This window comes from Micromonospora sp. WMMA1976 (assembly GCF_027497335.1).
GTDB lineage: Bacteria > Actinomycetota > Actinomycetes > Mycobacteriales > Micromonosporaceae > Micromonospora > Micromonospora aurantiaca.
On sequence record NZ_CP114912.1, the window covers coordinates 5,993,330 to 6,011,838 of the forward strand.

An 18,509-nucleotide genomic window follows, 5' to 3' on the forward strand; every position below is an offset into this window, starting at 1 on the left:
CGAGCGGACGTTACCACGCAGTAGCTCGCCGGCGTAGGGTCGAAAAGGCGGCAGCCATGACCGCCAGAACGGCAGTTCCGCACGCCAGCACGACCAGCCAGCGGCTCGCTCCGGTCCGCGGCGGCGAACCCGAGGCGGCCGGGTTCCGGTAGAGGCTCAGCGACTCCCCCTCGTACCGGAGGTCGAGACCGGTCAGAACGGCCGGGTCCACTGTGCTCGGCGTACCGTGCTGCACCACCACCCAGCCCACCCCGGTGGCCGAGACGGGCCGCCCCTCGGCGAGCGCCCGGCGCACCTCGCGCAGGCGCGGATTCTCCCCGGCCACCGCGACGTCGTCGACCACCAGCGTGTCGTCGGTGAGCACGGTTCCCGGCAGATAGCGGGGCGCCGGGTCGAGCACCACCCGCCCCGGGTTCCACGGATAGGCCCGGTAGGTGGTCAGCGGCAGGGCGAGGACCTCCCCCGGGTCGTCGGGCAGGCGCTCGGCGACCGCCCGCCAGTCCGCCGGGTAGCGCACCGGGCTGATCCGGCCGGCGCCGCCGAACGCCAGGTCCGGCATCGCGGCCACCGGCAGGAGCAGCAGCCCGGCCAGCACGATCCCGCCGACCTCCCGGTCGATCCGGGCCACCAGCCGCTCGGCGCCCAGCGCCGCGCACACCACCAGCACGAGGGCGTACGGCGCGAGGAACTTCTGCCCGTCGCGGAGCAGTCCCGCGCCCGGCACGTGCGCCACCGCCCAGCTCAGCGCCGCGTTCCCGCCGGGCAGCACGGCGAGGGCGGCCAGCAGGTACCCGCCGCCGGCCAGCACGCCCAGCCGTACCGCCGCGCCCGCCGGCAGCCGGCGCCGCAGCAGGCCCGCGCCGGCCACCGCCAGGACCACGAGCACCACAGTCGCCAGCGGGGCCAGCGTGGCGGACCGGCTGGACGGGGTCGCCTGCACGTTCCAGATGCCGCCGGTGCCCGCGAGCGCCACCAGCGGGCCGGCCCAGTTCTCGGCGCGCGCCGAGAACGCCGCCACACCCGCCGGGTCGGACGTGCCACCCGCGCCGGTGACCAGGGCCGCCACGATCCACGGGGCGTTCAGCAGCGCGACACCGCCCACCGCGACCGCCGACGGGCGGAGCCGGGCCCGGTCCGCCGCCAGCACCAGCACCGTCGCCAGCGCGATCAGGCCACCGGTCGGGGTGATCGCGGCGGGCGCGGCGAGCAGCACCACCCGGGCGAGCGCGCCGTCACGGCCCGCCCGCAGGTCCAGCGCCGCCCGCACCAGCCACGGCAGTGCGGCGTACGCCAGCAGCAGCCCCCACTGCCCGATCAGCAGCCGCTCAGCCAGGTACGGCGTCCACGCGTACGCCACGGCGGCCACGAGTTGCACCGCACGCCGCTGCGTCGGCACCAGCCGTCCGGCGCCCACTGCGGCGAACAGGACCGCACCGGCCAGCGCCACCCGCTGCACCACCCAGCCCGGCACGAGCTGGGTCACCAGCGAGACCAGCGCGTCCATCGGCACCGCCCGGGGCAGGCTCTGCGCCGGGGCCACCAGATCCCAGCTCAGCGGCTGCCGGGGGACGAACACCATGTCGTACCGCAGCGCGTAGCCCGGCGCCACGAGCGGCGCCAGGATCAACGCGGTGACGACGACCGCCACGAGGTACAGCGGCAGCGTCTCCCGCCACCGCCGGAGCGCGGGGCCGCCGGCCTCGGCGGGACGTCCGGTCATTACGGCTTCGGCACCGCCCGGCCGATGGTGATCAGGTTGGTGCACAGCCGGACGCCCGGCGTGTTCACGGTCAGCTCGACGGCGGAGCCGGCGCCCTCGAGCATGAAGAACACGTCGTTCAGCCCTTCCTTCAGCGTGATCTCGCGGGTGGCGTCGCCGAGCTTGAACACCGCCGTCGAGTCACCGGAGCCGACGTAGCCGAAGTGCACCACGTACGGCCACTCCACCAGGTAGCCGTCCATCGGGATCCGGGCGGTCCGGCCGCCCTCGGCCAGGTGCCCGCAGCCCTCCACGGTGCCGGGCGCGACCTTGCGCCCCTCGACCACGACCGGCCGGATCCGGCCGTTCTCGTCGAACGTCGACGGCTTCTCGCTCATCGTCACGAACGTCGGCCGACGCTGGGCCGGACGGAAGAAGTGGGACTGGAGGTTGTCCGGCCAGAAGTATCCGGCCACGACCCGGTCCGGGACGGTCGTGTCGAAGAAGACGGTGCCCGGCGGCGCGGCGGCCAGCTCGGCCTGCGTCGTGGCCAGGTAGTCCCGCCCGTGCTTGGTGCTCCAGTTGTCGCCGAACCGCGCGGTGCTCCACAGCGTGCCCACGCCGATGGTGGCCAGCAGCACGACCATCGAGACCAGGCCGACCGCGAAGGCGCCCGGCTCCCGCAGCACGGTCGGCAGCGGCCACGCGGAGACGTCGTCCTCGTCGCTGTCCTTCATCCCGAGCAGCGCCACCCCGACGCAGATCGCGGCCACCAGCACCACGTCCGCGACGTACCGGGGGACGACGCCGACCAGCGGTCCCAACGGTCCGCCGAGCCGGGTCACCGCGAACAGCGCCGCGACCAGGCCGAGGTAGCAGGCGAGCAGCAGCCAGGCCCGCCCGGCGGTCGGCCGCCGCCGCACGGTGACCACGATCAGCGCCGCGAGCACCGCCCACGACAGCCACTTCGCGATGTCGTACGGGTCGGACAGCGGCGGCCCGTCACCGGCGTACGTCCAGCGCCACGGCCCGCCGAGCAGGCCCGGCACCACCGTGTCGCCGATCAGGTCGCCGAGGAAGGAGAAGACCTGCCCGACCGAGGTGGGCTCGTCCAGCCCACGGGCCGGGCGGGTCAGGTAGTACGCCAGGTACGCCCCGGACAGCACGGTGAGCATCAGCCACGCCGGCCAGAACCGCACGACAGTGCTCACCAGGCTGCGCCACGCGCGGCCCTTGGTGAACAGGAACGCGGTCAGCAGGAACAGCAGCGGCACGATCAGCAGCGCCTTGGTGTCGAAGAGCAGGCCGAACACCACCCAGAACGCCACCAGCACGAGGTGCCGCCTACGGCCGGTACGCACGTAGCGGACCTGGGCCGCCACCGCGAGGACCAGGGCGAGCTGCGGCGGCAGCACGAGCAGCCCGACCAGCCACAGCGACGACACCTCGAGCGTCAGCGGGCTGAACAGGAACAGGCTCAGCGGGACCAGCAGCCCCCAGCCGGGCCGCAGCAGGTCACGCAGCAGCCGGTAGAGGGCGATCCCCACCGCCGCCTGCCCGGCCGCCAGCAGCAGGATCCACGGCCAGCCGGCGAAACCGGCCGCCCGGACCATCAGCCACGCGACCGCCAGCCCGGCCGGCATGAGGTGGTTGTTGAACGTGCCCAGCAGGTAGTCCGGGTCCAGGCGGGTGTCGAGCACCTGCGCGGCGATGACGAACTCGTCCTGCGAGAACCAGCCACGGGCGGCCAGCCCGGCGCGCGACGCGACGGACACGACGATGAGGGCGATCGCGACCGCGCGGACGCGGTCGGCGGCGATCCAGCGACCGATCGGTCCGGGTCCGTCGTCCTCCGCGCCGACGGCTGCCGGATGCGTCTCGGCCGCTGCTTGTGGCATTGACATGGTCGGCAGCCTGCCACACGCTTACACGCCGTGGGGACGGCCGTTCTCCTGATAACGCCTCGCCGCGCCCCCAGGTCGCCACTGCGCGTCCGGTCCGGATAACGTCGCGCGACACGCGTCATGTTGCAGGTGCGCGTACGGCCGGCGGAGACGGGAGCCGAAAATGCGTGCGGACGGGACGACAACGTCGCCGACGGGGACGGACACCCCGGCCCGGGAGACCGGCCGTGCCCGGCAGACGGCGCGACGGTTCCGGCACCTGACGATCTGCCTCGCGCTCACCGCCCTCGCCTTCCAGCAGGCACCCGGGCAGGTCGTACCGGACACCAAGGTCGACCTGAACGTCAACCCGGCGGGCTGGCTGCTGCGCTCGCTGCACCTGTGGGATCCCACCGGCACGTTCGGCCAGCTCCAGAACCAGGCGTACGGATATCTCTGGCCGATGGGCCCGTTCTTCCTGCTCGGGACGGAACTGGGCATCGCGCCGTGGATCGTCCAGCGGCTCTGGTGGGCGCTGCTGTTCTGCGTCGCGTACCTCGGTGTGGTGCGGCTGGCGGGCCGGCTCGGCATCGGCAGCCCGGCGGGCCGGATGATCGCCGGTGTCGCGTTCGCGCTGTCGCCGCGCATCCTGACCCAGCTCGGCTGGTCGTCGGTGGAGTCCTGGCCCAGCGCCGTCGCACCGTGGGTGCTCATCCCGCTCGTGGGGCTCGCCCGGGGCGCCCGGCTGCGGCGCGCGGTCGCCGGGTCGGCGGTCGCCGTCGCCTGCGCGGGCGGCGTCAACGCCACCGCCGTCGCCGCCGTGGTGCCGCTCGCCCTGCTCTGGCTCGCCACGCTCCGGCCGCTGCGCCGCCGCGTCACCGCCCTCGCGGCCTGGTGCGGCGCGGTCGCCCTGGCCACCGCGTGGTGGCTGATCCCGCTGCTGGTCCTCGGCCGGTACAGCCCGCCGTTCCTGGACTACATCGAGACCGCCCGCAACACCACGAGCGTCACCGACGCGGTGACGACGCTGCGCGGCGCCTCCTACTGGGTCGCGTACCTGGCCTCCCCGTTCGGCGCGACCATCCCGGCCGGCGCGCGGCTGGCCAACGACACGCTGCTCGTCGTGGCCACCCTGGCGGTCGCCGCGCTCGGCGTGCTCGGCCTGTCCCGGCGCGGCATGCCGCACCGCCGGTTCCTCATCACCGGCCTGCTGGTCGGCGTCGCGCTCGTCGGGCTCGGGCACACCGGCGACCTGCCGAACATCCTCGCCGGGCCGCAGCAGCAGTTCCTCGACGGCATCGGCGCCCCGCTGCGCAACGTGCACAAGTTCGACGTGCTGCTGCGCCTGCCGCTGGCGCTCGGCCTGGCGCACCTGGTCAGCCTCGCCGTACGCGCCGCCCGGACCGCGCCCGAGCAGCGCCGCGGTCGTGCCACCGCCCGGGCCTGGCTCACCGCCGGCACGGCGATGGTCGCGGTCGCGGGCGTCGCCTCGCCGGCGATCGCCGGTGGCCTCGCCACCCCGGGAGCGGTGAAGGACGTGCCCGGCTACTGGCACGAGGCCACCGACTGGCTGGACGCGAACACCGGACGCGGACGCGTGCTCGTCGTCCCCGGCGCGCGCTTCCCCGCGTACGACTGGGGCAACACCACCGACGAGATCGCCCAGCCGCTGCTGGACAGCCGGTGGGCGGTCCGCAACGCCATCCCGTTCACCCCGCCCGCCACGATCCGGCTGCTGGACGCGATCGAGTCGACGCTCGCCACCGGCGCCGGTTCGACCGGCCTGGCCGACCTGCTCGCCCGCTCGGGGATCAGCCACGTCCTGTTCCGCGCCGACCTCGACCACGGCCGCTCGGACACGGCCCGCCCGGCGGTCGTCCGGCAGGCGCTGGAACGCTCGCCCGGGCTGACCCGCGTGGTGTCCTTCGGCCCGGTACGCGGCGGCTCCGACACCCCTGACGAGTTCCGCGACCAGGGCCTGGACGTGCCCGGACGGGCGCTCGAGGTGTACCGGGTGGACCGGCCCGTCCAGCCGGTGGTCGCGTACGACCGCGACGACGTGACCACTGTCGTCGGCGGTCCCGAGTCGCTGCTCGACCTGGCCGCCTCGGGCCAGCTCGGCGCCGCGCCCACGATCCTGGCCGGCGACGTGAAGGCCGGCGAGACCAACGGGCGGGTCGTGATGACCGACGGGCTGCGCCGGCGCGACGTCTCGTTCGGCCGGCTGCGCGACAACTCCTCCCAGACGCTCACCGCCGACGACACCTTCGCGGTGTCCGCGCCCGCGCACGACTACCTGCCCGACTGGGGGCCGGAGTGGTCGACAGTCGCGCGTTTCGAGGGCATCAGCGGGATCCGCGCCTCGACCGCCCGCTCTCAGATCGACGCCACCGGCGGCGCCCGGCCGGAGTACCAGCCGTACGCGGCGATGGACGGAAACACCGCCACGTCCTGGCGGTCGGCGCCGCACTCGGACAGCGACAAGCAGTGGATCGAGGTGAACCTGGCGAACCCGACCCGGGTCACCCGGGTGGAGGTGTGGTTCGACCTGAAGGCCGACGCCCTGCCCACCACGGTCACCGTGACCGCCGGGTACGAGAGCCGCACCGTCGAGCAGTTCGGTGACCACATGGTCTTCGAGCTGCCCGGCGTGCACGCCACCCGCAAGGTCGAGGTCTCCGTCGACGCCGCGTTCGACCTGCGCCCGTTCGGCGACAAGTCGGTCGGCATCAGCGAGATCAAGATTCCTGGCGTCGAAACCGGCCGGACGCTCCAGTTGCCCGCCGCCCCCGCAACCGAGCAGCCGGCCGGCGTCGTCGTGTCGGCGGCGCCGTCCACGCCCGCCTGTTTCACCGTCGACGGCCGGCCGCGCTGCTCCACCGACGCGATCCGCGGCTCGGAGGACGCCTCCACCATCGACCGCACCTTCACGCTGCCGGTCGCCGGGACGTACGACGCGAAGCTGTGGGCGCGACCGACCCCCGGCCCGGAGCTGAACGAGGCCTTGGACAAGCTGGTCGCCGACGCCCAGCCGTTGCGCCTCGCGCCGCAGGTCACCGCGTCCTCGACGGCGGTGCCCGACCCGGCCGGCCGGCCCGGCGCGGTCCTCGACGGCGACCCGGCCACGAGCTGGTCACCGGCGCTGAACGACGAGGCGCCGATCCTGCGCCTCACCTGGCTCGAACCGCAGGTCATCAGCAAGATCCGGTTCACCGTCGAGGAGGGGACCGCCGCCACCCGGCTCGGCAGCGTCCGGGTGGTCGGCAACGACGGGTTCCGCAGCAACCTGCTCACCAACGACGGGGTGCTCACGCTCGACCCGCCGATGCGGACCGACTCGATCACCATCCAGTTCCTCGACAAGCCGTCCGCCACCAGCACCGACCCGTACGGCCTGCGCCTGCCCGAGCCGCTGCCCATCGCTGTCGGCGAGGTGACGGTGCTGCCCCTCGGGACCACTGTCGCACCCCGCCCGGAGACGCCGCTGAAGCTGGCCTGCGGCTCCGGCCCGACGCTTCAGGTCGGCTCGTCCCGGATCACCACCACGCTCACCGGGACCGTCCGCGACCTGCTGGAACTGCGCGAGATGCCGGTCACCGCCTGCGGCCGGACCACGCCGAAGCAGCTCGACCTGGGCAGCGGCGAGCACCGCCTCGTCACCACCGCGAGCACGCTCGCCACCGCCACCCGCGTCGCGCTGACGCCACGGACCGCGACGCCCGCCGCGGCGGCCACCGCCGGCGACATCGAGGTGGGTTCCTGGTCGGCCACCGAGCGGCGGGTACGGGTGTCCGAGCACTCCGTCGACCGGGTGCTCGCGGTCCGGGAGAACACGAACACCGGCTGGCAGGCGACCATCGGCGGCACGACGCTCACCCCGCTCGTGGTGGACGGCTGGCAGCAGGGCTGGATCCTCCCCGCCGGTGTCTCCGGGGACGTGGTGCTGCGTTTCACGCCGGACACCCCGTACCGGATGGGTCTGCTGCTCGGCGGCGTCCTGCTGGCGGTGGTGGTCCTGCTCGCGGTGCTGCCCGACCGCCGGCCCGCCGGGGATCGCGCGGTCGTCGTCGCACCGGCGGCCCGGCGACGGCTCACCCGCTCGCTGCCGCTGCTGGCAGTCGGCGCCGCCGCGCTCGTGCTCCACAGCGGTCTCATCGGTGCCCTGCTGGTCGCGGCGGGCTTCATGCTCGCCGTACCCGGGCCGCGCCGCCTGCCCTGGACCGGTGACCCCAGGCGGGTCAGGAGAATCGCCCGGGCCGCCGAGACGTGGCTCCCCGGCGCGCTCGTCGTGCTCGCCGGATGGATCTACCTGGAGTCGGCCGACCGGCACACCGACGCGCTGCCGCAGCTCGTGACTGTCGCCGCGCTGGGTGCGCTCTGGCTCTCCACTACCGCCCGCCGACGGCCGGTACGCCGGATCAGCCCGGCCTCGGCCGCAGCCGTGACCGTGCCGGCTCCCCGGATGCCGGAGCCGGCCGGACAGCCGGCGCTCGTCCCCGCCCTCGCCGGGGCCGCCGCGGCTCCCACCGCCCACATCGACCCGGGCGCGGGTCCTGATCGAGCGCCGGACCTCGACGCCGAGCCGGAGCCGGACCGGGATGCGGATCTGGACGGTCGTGCCGAGCCCGACCCGGACGGGCGGCCGGGGCCGGACGCCGCGCCGGGACCGGACGGCGGTCCGGCGTCCCGCGTCTCGGAGATCACGTGAGCGAGGGCCGGCCGGGCCCCGAGCCGGCGGGCGGCCGGAGGACCGGGCTGGGTGCGGCGGGCGTCGCCGTCACGCTCGCCGGGGTCCTGGTGAACGGCCTGGCCTACCTGGTGCCGGTGCTCGCCGCCCGGAAGCTCGACGCGGACGACCTCGGCGCGCTCGCCACCGCCCTCGGCCTGGTCGCCATCGCCGGTGTGCCGGGGCTCGGCCTGCAACTCGCGGTCGCGGTGCACCACGCCCGGCACGGCCCGTCCGACACCCGGCGGCTCACCGTGCTGACCGCCGCCCTCTGCGCGGGTGCCCTGCTGGTGGCGACGCCGGTGCTGGTCGCCGCGCTGGACCTGCCGACTGTGGTACCGGCGCTGCTGGCGGTCACCACCGCCTCGGTGGTGCTCTCGTCGCGTTCGCTCGGCGAACTGCAGGGCGGTCAGCGCTTCCTGCGGCTCGCCACCGCGATGGCGCTGCTCGCCGCCGCCCGCTACGGCGGGGTGATCGTGGGGCTGCTGCTCGGCGCGGGCCTGACCGGCGCGCTCGGCATCGGTGCGCTCACCGCCGCGCTGGCGCCACCGGCGCTGGCCTGGCTCACCGGTACGCCCCGGCGTCCCTCGGCCGCCCCGCGCCTGACTGTCGCCCAGGTGACCGCCGGATGCGGCGCGACGCTGGCGATGCTCGTCGTCTCCTACGCCGACCTGCTGCTGGCCCGGCAACTGCTGCCGCCCTCGGGCTCCGGGGCGTACTCGGTGGGGACGGTTCTGACCAAGGGCGCGCTCTGGGCGCCGCAGGTCGCCGCCGTCCTGGCGCTGCCGCGCCTGGCCCGTGGGGACCGCCGCAGCCGCACCGTCGCGCTCGCGGTGACCGGTGCCTGCGGTCTGGTCCTGGTGGGCGCGTCGGCTGTCGCCGGCGGGCTGGCCTTCCGGCTCGTCGGCGGACCCGGCTACACGGCGCTCGGCCGGTACGCGCCGCTGTTCGCCGCCGTCGGCGCGCTCTACGCGGTGACGTTCGTGCTGCTCAACGACCGCCTCGCCGGGGGCGTCAGGTGGGCGGCGGCGCCACTGTGGTTCGGCACGGCCGCGCTGGTGACAGTCGCCGCGACCGTGCGCCCGCGTACCGTCGGCGGTCTCGTCGTCGCGGCCCTCGCCACGGCCGCGGTCACGACACTGCTGATGGCCGTGCCGGCGCCTCGGCGGACAGCCAGTCACCCAGCAACAGGTGATCGATCGAGTCCACCCGGCCCAGCGGCCGACCGGACGCGATCCGCTCCCGCAGCTCCGCCCGGCTGAACCAGCGCGCCTCCAGCAGTTCCTCCCCGTCGACGCGGACCTGCTCGGAGGTGGCGACGGCCCGGAACGCCACCATCAGGCCGGCGGGGAACGGCCACGCCTGCGACCCCTGGTAGGTCACGTCGGTGACTGTCACCCCCGCCTCCTCCGCCAGCTCGCGGCGGACCGCGTCCTCCAGGCTCTCACCGACCTCGACGAACCCGGCGAGCGTCGAATAGGACCCCTCGGCCGCGCCCGCGTGCCGGGCCAGCAGGCAGCGCCCCGGCGGGCCGGGCGCCTCGACGAGCATGATGACGGCCGGCTCGATCCGGGGGAACAGCAGCCGCCCGCACTCCGCGTCCGCGCAGGTCCGGACGTGTCCGCCGCCGCCGGCCACCGCCGCCGCCCCGCACGCGCCGCAGTATCGCTGCTGCCGGTGCCACGACAGCAACCCCCTGGCGTACGCCTGAACGGCCGCACCGGCCGGGTCGAGCCGGCCCGCGAACGCCCGCAGGTCGACGGCACGCGTCGCGGCCGCCGCCTCCACGGCGGCCCGCTCGCCCAACGCGGACAGATCCGCGGCGAACACGGCGGCGTCCCCGTCGACCCCGAGGAAGACGGTCTCGCCCGCGGCGGCCCGGACGGCCGACGCACGTTCCCCGGTGAGCCGGACCGGGCCGTCCCCGTCGGCCAGGCAGCGGTCCCGCCACAGCGGCAGCACCACGCTCGCCGGATCGGTCAGCCGCTCGGCCAGCCAGTCCGCGTCCGTGCGCCGCGCCGCCGCCCGGTCCAGCCATCCGCCGCCGTACGCCGGCACCCGATCCTGTGTCCGCACCCGCTCACCGTGCCACGATCCACACCGTGGCACGGCCCCGAAACGGGTGATCGGTGCGACACCGGCGGTCACCCGACACGACCGCCGGGCCGGACCCTCCCGGCGGGCCCGAGCGTTGGTTACCGTAGGTGTCTCCCGCGGGGGAAGCGGTCCCCGCGTGTACTTCCGATCGAGGTTGCAGTGACGATGTACGGCGAGAAGATGCCGGCTGCCGACGACCGTCCCACCATCAAGGTGGCGGCGGTGAGCTGGCCCGGCGTCGAGATGGAGCCGGTCGCCACACCACCCGGAGGCGGCGCGGCCAAGCCCGCACGCTCGCGACGGGCCCGGCTGCTGCTGGCCGGCGGGATCGTTGCGGCCGTGCTCGCCGGCGGTGTCGGCCTGGGCGCCTACGCGTACGCCGGCGACGTGCCCCGCGGCACCACTGTGCTCGGCACCGAGCTGGGCGGGCGGAGCAAGGCGGAGGCGGCCCAGGCGCTCCGCGCCGAGCTGGAACGCCGGGCCGACACGCTCAACGCCCCGCTCGCTGTCACAGTCGGTGAGAACAAGGCCGAGCTGAAGCCGTCCGAGGTGGGGCTCACCATCGACGTGGACGCCACGGTGGCGGCCGCCGCCGAGGCCGACGCGCACGCGGTGAGCCGGCTCGTCGGCTCCCGGGCGGTCGAGCCGGTGGTCACCGTCGACCAGGCCAAGCTGGGCGCGGCCCTCCGCAGGGTGATGGGCACGCAGGGTCGCGAGATGACCATGCCGGCGATCATCTGGACCGGCACCACACCGAAGCCGGTCTACCCGAAGCCGGCGCTGACGATCGACACCGACGGCGCCACCGCAGTGGTGAAGGCCGGGTGGCTGGCCGCCGAGCCGGTCACCGTGCCGCTCGTCGAGAAGTGGCCGGCGACCACCCGCGAGGAGGTGGACCGCCTCGTCGCCGAGCTGGCCCGGCCCGCGGTGGCCGCGCCGGTCACGCTCACCACCGACGGCGGCTCGGTCACCATCCCGCCCGCCGCCATCGCCCGCTCGCTGCGCTTCTCCGCCGACGACGCCGGCACGCTCACCCCGAGGGTCGACGTCAAGCGGCTGCGTACCGCGCTCGGGGACCAGCTGACCAAGCTCGAGGTCGAGCCGCGGGACGCCGGGCTGACCATCAGCGGCGGCAAGCCGAAGGTGCTGCCCAGCAAGGCCGGACGCCAGGTCGACGCCGCCGCGCTCGGCCCGGCGCTGCTCGCGGTGCTCCCGAAGACCGAGGGCCGTACGGTGACCGCCGAACTGAAGCCGGCCGCCCCCGAACTGACCGAGGCGGAGCTGGCGAAGCTCGGCATCAAGGAGCGGGTGTCGAGCTTCACCACCCACTTCACCGGCGGTCTCTCGTCGCCGCGCAGCCAGAACATCGTCCGCGCCGCGAAGGACGTGGACGGCGCGCTGGTGAAGCCGGGCGAGACGTTCTCCCTGAACGGGCACACCGGCGAACGCGGCTACGACCAGGGCTACAAGGACGCGCCGACGATCGTCGGCGGCAGGCTGGTGCCGGGTGTCGGCGGTGGCGTCTCCCAGTTCACCACCACGCTGTTCAACGCCACCTACTATGCCGGGCTGGAGGACGTCGAGCACAAGCCGCACTCGTTCTACTTCAGCCGCTACCCGGCAGTGATCGAGTCGACCATCTACTGGCCGCAGCTCGACTTCAAGTTCCGCAACAACACGCCCTACGGCGTCCTGATCGACACGTCGTACACGTCCAGCTCGATCACCGTCTCGATCTGGAGCACCAAGATCTACGACAGCGTGAAGACCGAGTACGGCCCGCGCCGCAACATCACCCAGCCGAAGACGGTCTACCTGACGCCGGGACCGAGCTGCATCGCCGCGACCGGCAGCGTCGGGTTCGCCCAGGACGCGTACCGGGTCATCAAGAAGGACGGCAAGGTGTTCAAGCGGGAGAAGTTCAGCTGGCGCTACGACGCCGAGCCGCGCTTCATCTGCGCCCCGAAGCCGGGCGGCGGCGACGACTGATCCACCGAAACGCCGAAAGGCCCCGCCGGACGCATCCGGCGGGGCCTTTTCCATGCTTGTCACGGCCGCGCCGCGGCCAACCCTTCGCGTACGCCGTCGGCGTCCCGGTCGGTGCCGTAGACGGGCGTGTCCGGCTGCTGCCGCCAGCTCTCGTCCAGGGTGCCCGCGTCGACCGGGTCGAAGCCCAGCTCGTCCACCAGACCCATCACGATCCGCTTGGCGTCCGCGTCGTCGCCGGCCACCGGCAGCGCGATCCGGCCCGCCGTACCCGCCGGCTTGCCCTCGTCCATCAGGTGCGCGGCCTGGATGTTGTTGAAGACCTTCACCACCCGGGCGCCCTTGAGGTGGTCGGCGGTCCAGCGGCTGGAGCTGAGGCTGCGGTCGAGCAGCTCGGCGATGTCGCCGTCCCGCTGGGGGTAGTAGTTGTTGGCGTCCACCACGAGCTTGCCGTCGAACAGCGCCGCCGGAAGCTGCGGCACCGCCTTCAGCGGGATCGCGACGACCACCAGCTCGGCGCCCTGCACGGCCTCCTCCACCGGCACCGCCCGGGCGCCGGTCTCGGCGGCCAGGTCGGACAGGCTCTGTGGCCCGCGGGAGTTGGCCACCGCGACGTCGTGACCGAGTGAACGCAGACGACGGGTGAGGGTGCCCCCGATGTGCCCCGACCCGATGATTCCGATCTCCATGCCCACTCCTGTACCCCGTGCGGTCGGACCCGATCAGGGTCCCGGCGTACGACACGTCACGTTTCCCGCCACCGAGCCGGCAGGCGGACGTGCGTCGTCGGTCCCGGCTCGACGGTACGAGACGGAGGCGGCCCGGCGTGGTGTTTTCCGGGGGTGAACGCAATTCAGGGCCACCCCGGTCGGGTGGCCCTGAATTGAAAGATTGTCCGGCGGTGTCCTACTCTCCCACACCCTCCCGAGTGCAGTACCATCGGCGCTGGAGGGCTTAGCTTCCGGGTTCGGAATGTGACCGGGCGTTTCCCCTCCGCCATGACCGCCGTAACTCTATGAACATGTCAACCAACCCAACCCTGGTGGGTGATCGTTTGTTCAGAGTTGCACAGTGGACGCGTAGCAGCTTAGTAGTCAAGTCCTCGGCCTATTAGTACCGGTCAACTGAACCCGTTACCGGGCTTACATTTCCGGCCTATCAACCCAGTCGTCTAGCTGGGGGCCTTACCCCACAATGTGGGTGGGATACCTCATCTTGAAGCGAGCTTCCCGCTTAGATGCTTTCAGCGGTTATCCCTTCCGAACGTAGCTAACCAGCCGTGCCCCTGGCGGGACAACTGGCACACCAGAGGTTCGTCCGTCCCGGTCCTCTCGTACTAGGGACAGCCCTTCTCAAGTATCCTACGCGCACGGCGGATAGGGACCGAACTGTCTCACGACGTTCTAAACCCAGCTCGCGTACCGCTTTAATGGGCGAACAGCCCAACCCTTGGGACCTGCTACAGCCCCAGGATGCGACGAGCCGACATCGAGGTGCCAAACCATCCCGTCGATATGGACTCTTGGGGAAGATCAGCCTGTTATCCCCGGGGTACCTTTTATCCGTTGAGCGACACCGCTTCCACATGCCAGTGCCGGATCACTAGTCCCGACTTTCGTCCCTGCTCGACCTGTCAGTCTCACAGTCAAGCTCCCTTGTGCACTTGCACTCAACACCTGATTGCCAACCAGGCTGAGGGAACCTTTGGGCGCCTCCGTTACCCTTTAGGAGGCAACCGCCCCAGTTAAACTACCCACCAGACACTGTCCCTGAACCGGATAACGGTCCGAAGTTAGATACCCAAATCAACCAGAGTGGTATTTCAAGATTGCCTCCACCCATACTGGCGTATGGACTTCACCGGCTCCCACCTATCCTACACAAGCTAATTCAGATACCAATGTCAAGCTATAGTAAAGGTCCCGGGGTCTTTCCGTCCTGCCGCGCGTAACGAGCATCTTTACTCGTAATGCAATTTCGCCGGGCCTGTGGTTGAGACAGTGGGGAAGTCGTTACGCCATTCGTGCAGGTCGGAACTTACCCGACAAGGAATTTCGCTACCTTAGGATGGTTATAGTTACCACCGCCGTTTACTGGCGCTTAAGTTCTCCGCTTCGCCCCGAAGAGCTAACAGGTCCCCTTAACGTTCCAGCACCGGGCAGGCGTCAGTCCATATACATCGAATTACTTCTTCGCATGGACCTGTGTTTTTAGTAAACAGTCGCTTCCCCCTGCTCTCTGCGGCCATACAACGCTCCACCCGCGCGGGGCTTCACGTCTCCGGCCCCCCTTCTCCCTAAGTTACGGGGGCAATTTGCCGAGTTCCTTAACCACAGTTCGCCCGATCGCCTCGGTATTCTCTACCTGACCACCTGTGTCGGTTTGGGGTACGGGCCGCTAAGAACTCGCTAGAGGCTTTTCTCGGCAGCATAGGATCACTGACTTCACCTGAATCGGCTCGGCATCACGTCTCAGCCCTAGTGGTGTGCGGATTTGCCTACACACCGGCCTACACGCTTACCCCGGCACAACCACCGGCCGGGCTCAGCTACCTTCCTGCGTCACCCCATCGCTTGACTACTACCCGCCAGGTTCCCACGCTCCCCACCATTGGTCCGAAGACCGCCGGCAGTTCGGGTGGTTAGCACAACGAGGTTCATCAGGGTCGCTCTTTCGCGGGTACGGGAATATCAACCCGTTGTCCATCGACTACGCCTCTCGGCCTCGCCTTAGGTCCCGACTCACCCAGGGCGGATTAGCCTGGCCCTGGAACCCTTGGTCATCCGGCGGAAGGGTTTCTCACCCTTCTTTCGCTACTCATGCCTGCATTCTCACTCGTGCCGCGTCCACAACTGGGTCACCCCGCTGCTTCACCCCCGGCACGACGCTCCCCTACCCATCCACACACCTGCATACCCCATCAAGGAGGCACGAAGTTAAAATGTGAATGCCACAGCTTCGGCGGTGTGCTTGAGCCCCGCTACATTGTCGGCGCGGAACCACTTGACCAGTGAGCTATTACGCACTCTTTAAAGGGTGGCTGCTTCTAAGCCAACCTCCTGGTTGTCTATGCGACCCCACATCCTTTTCCACTTAGCACACGCTTAGGGGCCTTAGCTGGTGATCTGGGCTGTTTCCCTCTCGACTACGAAGCTTATCCCCCGCAGTCTCACTGCCGCGCTCTCACTTACCGGCATTCGGAGTTTGGCTGATTTCGGTAAGCTTGTGGGCCCCCTAGACCATCCAGTGCTCTACCTCCGGCAAGAAACACGCGACGCTGCACCTAAATGCATTTCGGGGAGAACCAGCTATCACGGAGTTTGATTGGCCTTTCACCCCTAACCACAGGTCATCCCCCAACTTTTCAACGTTGGTGGGTTCGGCCCTCCACGCGGTCTTACCCGCGCTTCAGCCTGCCCATGGCTAGATCACTCCGCTTCGGGTCTAGAGCATGCGACTAAAAACGCCCTATTCAGACTCGCTTTCGCTACGGCTCCCCCACACGGGTTAACCTCGCCACATGCCACTAACTCGCAGGCTCATTCTTCAAAAGGCACGCCGTCACCCCGCAAGGCTCCGACGGATTGTAGGCGAACGGTTTCAGGTACTATTTCACTCCCCTCCCGGGGTACTTTTCACCATTCCCTCACGGTACTCGTCCGCTATCGGTCACCAGGAAGTATTTAGGCTTACCAGGTGGTCCTGGCAGATTCACGGCAGATTTCAGGAGTCCGCCGCTACTCGGGAACACCCACAGAAGACCAGCAACTTTCACCTACCGGACTATCACCGTCTACGGTCAGCCATTCCAGACTGTTCGACTAGCCACCAGCTTTGTAACTTCTCCAACAGATGTCAGTCTGTTGAGCAGGGTCCCACAACCCCGACCACGCAACCCCTGACAGGTATCACACGCCGCCGGTTTAGCCTCAATCCGCTTTCGCTCGCCACTACTCACGGAATCACTATTTGTTTTCTCTTCCTACGGGTACTGAGATGTTTCACTTCCCCGCGTTCCCCCCACACACCCTATGTGTTCAGGTGCGGGTGACATCACATGACTGATGCCGGGTTTCCCCATTCGGACACCCTGGGATCACAGCTTGGTTGACAGCTCCCCCAGGCCTATCGCGGCCTCCCACGTCCTTCATCGGCTCCTGGTGCCAAGGCATCCACCGTTCGCCCTTGACAACTTGACCACAAAGATGCTCGCGTCCACTGTGCAATTCTCAACAAACAACCAACCCACAACCCACAGCCCCACACCTACAACCACCACATGGTCACGGTTTGCGAGACCAGGCCATGCCTGGCGCCTTCCGCCCCCTCGGACACAGTCCACAGGAGGCATCTCAAGGCTCTGAAAAAACAACCTCGGTTGTTCCTTCAGGACCCAACAGGGTGCTTACATCCGCCACCAGCCGCACCACGGACTCGTTCCCACCACCCAAGAGTGGCTGTACTAGAGGATCCGCAGCCGTTGCCGGCACCAGACTTGCCAGTGTCTCCGCCATCTGAGCACCCCGACCCGACATCCGCGGGCCGCGGGCTCCATGCCACCTTTCGGTGGATGGTGCTCCTTAGAAAGGAGGTGATCCAGCCGCACCTTCCGGTACGGCTACCTTGTTACGACTTCGTCCCAATCGCCAGCCCCACCTTCGACGGCTCCCTCCACAAGGGTTGGGCCACCGGCTTCGGGTGTTGCCGACTTTCGTGACGTGACGGGCGGTGTGTACAAGGCCCGGGAACGTATTCACCGCAGCGTTGCTGATCTGCGATTACTAGCGACTCCGACTTCACGGGGTCGAGTTGCAGACCCCGATCCGAACTGAGACCGGCTTTTTGGGATTCGCTCCACCTCACGGTATCGCAGCCCATTGTACCGGCCATTGTAGCATGCGTGAAGCCCTGGACATAAGGGGCATGATGACTTGACGTCATCCCCACCTTCCTCCGAGTTGACCCCGGCAGTCTTCGATGAGTCCCCGCCATAACGCGCTGGCAACATCGAACGAGGGTTGCGCTCGTTGCGGGACTTAACCCAACATCTCACGACACGAGCTGACGACAGCCATGCACCACCTGTGACCGCCCCCGAAGGACCTGCCATCTCTGACAGTTTTGCGGCCATGTCAAACCCAGGTAAGGTTCTTCGCGTTGCATCGAATTAATCCGCATGCTCCGCCGCTTGTGCGGGCCCCCGTCAATTCCTTTGAGTTTTAGCCTTGCGGCCGTACTCCCCAGGCGGGGCGCTTAATGCGTTAGCTGCGGCACAGGGAACCGGAGAGGCCCCCCACACCTAGCGCCCAACGTTTACAGCGTGGACTACCAGGGTATCTAATCCTGTTCGCTCCCCACGCTTTCGCTCCTCAGCGTCAGTATCGGCCCAGAGACCCGCCTTCGCCACCGGTGTTCCTCCTGATATCTGCGCATTTCACCGCTACACCAGGAATTCCAGTCTCCCCTACCGAACTCTAGCCTGCCCGTATCGACTGCAGGCCCGCAGTTGAGCTGCGGGTTTTCACAGTCGACGCGACAAGCCGCCTACGAGCTCTTTACGCCCAATAAATCCGGACAACGCTCGCGCCCTACGTCTTACCGCGGCTGCTGGCACGTAGTTGGCCGGCGCTTCTTCTGCAGGTACCGTCACTTACGCTTCGTCCCTGCTGAAAGAGGTTTACAACCCGAAGGCCGTCATCCCTCACGCGGCGTCGCTGCATCAGGCTTCCGCCCATTGTGCAATATTCCCCACTGCTGCCTCCCGTAGGAGTCTGGGCCGTGTCTCAGTCCCAGTGTGGCCGGTCGCCCTCTCAGGCCGGCTACCCGTCGTCGCCTTGGTAGGCCATCACCCCACCAACAAGCTGATAGGCCGCGAGCCCATCCCAAGCCGAAAAACTTTCCACCAAACACCATGCGGTGCAAGGTCATATTCGGTATTAGCCCCGGTTTCCCGGGGTTATCCCAAAGCCTGGGGCAGGTTGCTCACGTGTTACTCACCCGTTCGCCGCTCGAGTACCCCGAAGGGCCTTTCCGCTCGACTTGCATGTGTTAAGCACGCCGCCAGCGTTCGTCCTGAGCCAGGATCAAACTCTCCAACAAAAACTTGTCGAACAGCATC

6 protein-coding genes, 3 rRNA genes and 1 pseudogene are annotated in these 18,509 nt (G+C 69.8%); 3 read left to right on the forward strand and 7 right to left on the reverse strand.

What is annotated here, in order from left to right:
• Positions 1–10: 10 nt before the first annotated feature.
• Positions 11–1,720 carry a hypothetical protein gene (locus O7546_RS27725; RefSeq protein ID WP_269697802.1) on the reverse strand — a complete coding sequence of 570 codons (1,710 nt, stop codon included), beginning with the start codon at positions 1,718–1,720 and terminating at the stop codon, positions 11–13.
• Entirely contained in the window at positions 1,720–3,603 is a 1,884-nt protein-coding gene (locus O7546_RS27730; protein WP_269697803.1) for a hypothetical protein, read from the reverse strand. Before O7546_RS27730 ends, O7546_RS27725 begins: the two co-directional genes overlap by 1 nt.
• A gap of 163 nt (positions 3,604–3,766) precedes the next feature.
• Between O7546_RS27730 and O7546_RS27735 the strand changes: the two genes are divergently transcribed.
• The gene (locus tag O7546_RS27735; RefSeq protein ID WP_281600213.1) at positions 3,767–8,290 is read left to right on the forward strand and encodes an alpha-(1->3)-arabinofuranosyltransferase family protein; all 4,524 of its coding nucleotides are present in this window, start codon (positions 3,767–3,769) and stop codon (positions 8,288–8,290) included.
• A complete protein-coding gene (locus tag O7546_RS27740) occupies positions 8,287–9,570 on the forward strand; it encodes a polysaccharide biosynthesis protein (protein WP_269697805.1) in 1,284 nt (427 codons plus the stop codon). The genes O7546_RS27735 and O7546_RS27740 overlap by 4 nt, the downstream gene beginning before the upstream one ends.
• Here the strand turns inward: O7546_RS27740 and nudC are convergent.
• A pseudogene (gene nudC, locus O7546_RS27745) lies at positions 9,473–10,384 on the reverse strand (NAD(+) diphosphatase); the annotation flags it as partial. The gene O7546_RS27740 and the pseudogene nudC overlap by 98 nt on opposite strands.
• Positions 10,385–10,570: 186 nt before the next feature.
• Between nudC and O7546_RS27750 the strand changes: the two are divergent.
• Positions 10,571–12,394 (forward strand): VanW family protein, encoded by a 1,824-nt coding sequence (locus O7546_RS27750; RefSeq protein WP_281601190.1) that lies wholly within the window; start codon positions 10,571–10,573, stop codon positions 12,392–12,394.
• A gap of 59 nt (positions 12,395–12,453) precedes the next feature.
• On the opposite strand, the gene O7546_RS27755 is transcribed toward O7546_RS27750, so the two are convergent.
• The 4 genes from O7546_RS27755 to O7546_RS27770 form a co-directional block, all read right to left on the reverse strand.
• Positions 12,454–13,080, reverse strand: coding sequence for an NADPH-dependent F420 reductase (locus O7546_RS27755; protein WP_194803287.1), 627 nt, complete (start codon positions 13,078–13,080; stop codon positions 12,454–12,456).
• Positions 13,081–13,284: 204 nt separating this feature from the next.
• A 5S ribosomal RNA gene (gene rrf / locus O7546_RS27760) occupies positions 13,285–13,401 on the reverse strand.
• Between the two features lie 80 nt (positions 13,402–13,481).
• A 23S ribosomal RNA gene (locus tag O7546_RS27765) occupies positions 13,482–16,590 on the reverse strand.
• A 385-nt stretch (positions 16,591–16,975) separates the two neighbouring features.
• Positions 16,976–18,490, reverse strand: a 16S ribosomal RNA gene (locus O7546_RS27770).
• Together the 16S, 23S and 5S rRNA genes form the textbook arrangement of a ribosomal RNA operon.
• Positions 18,491–18,509: the final 19 nt, after the last annotated feature.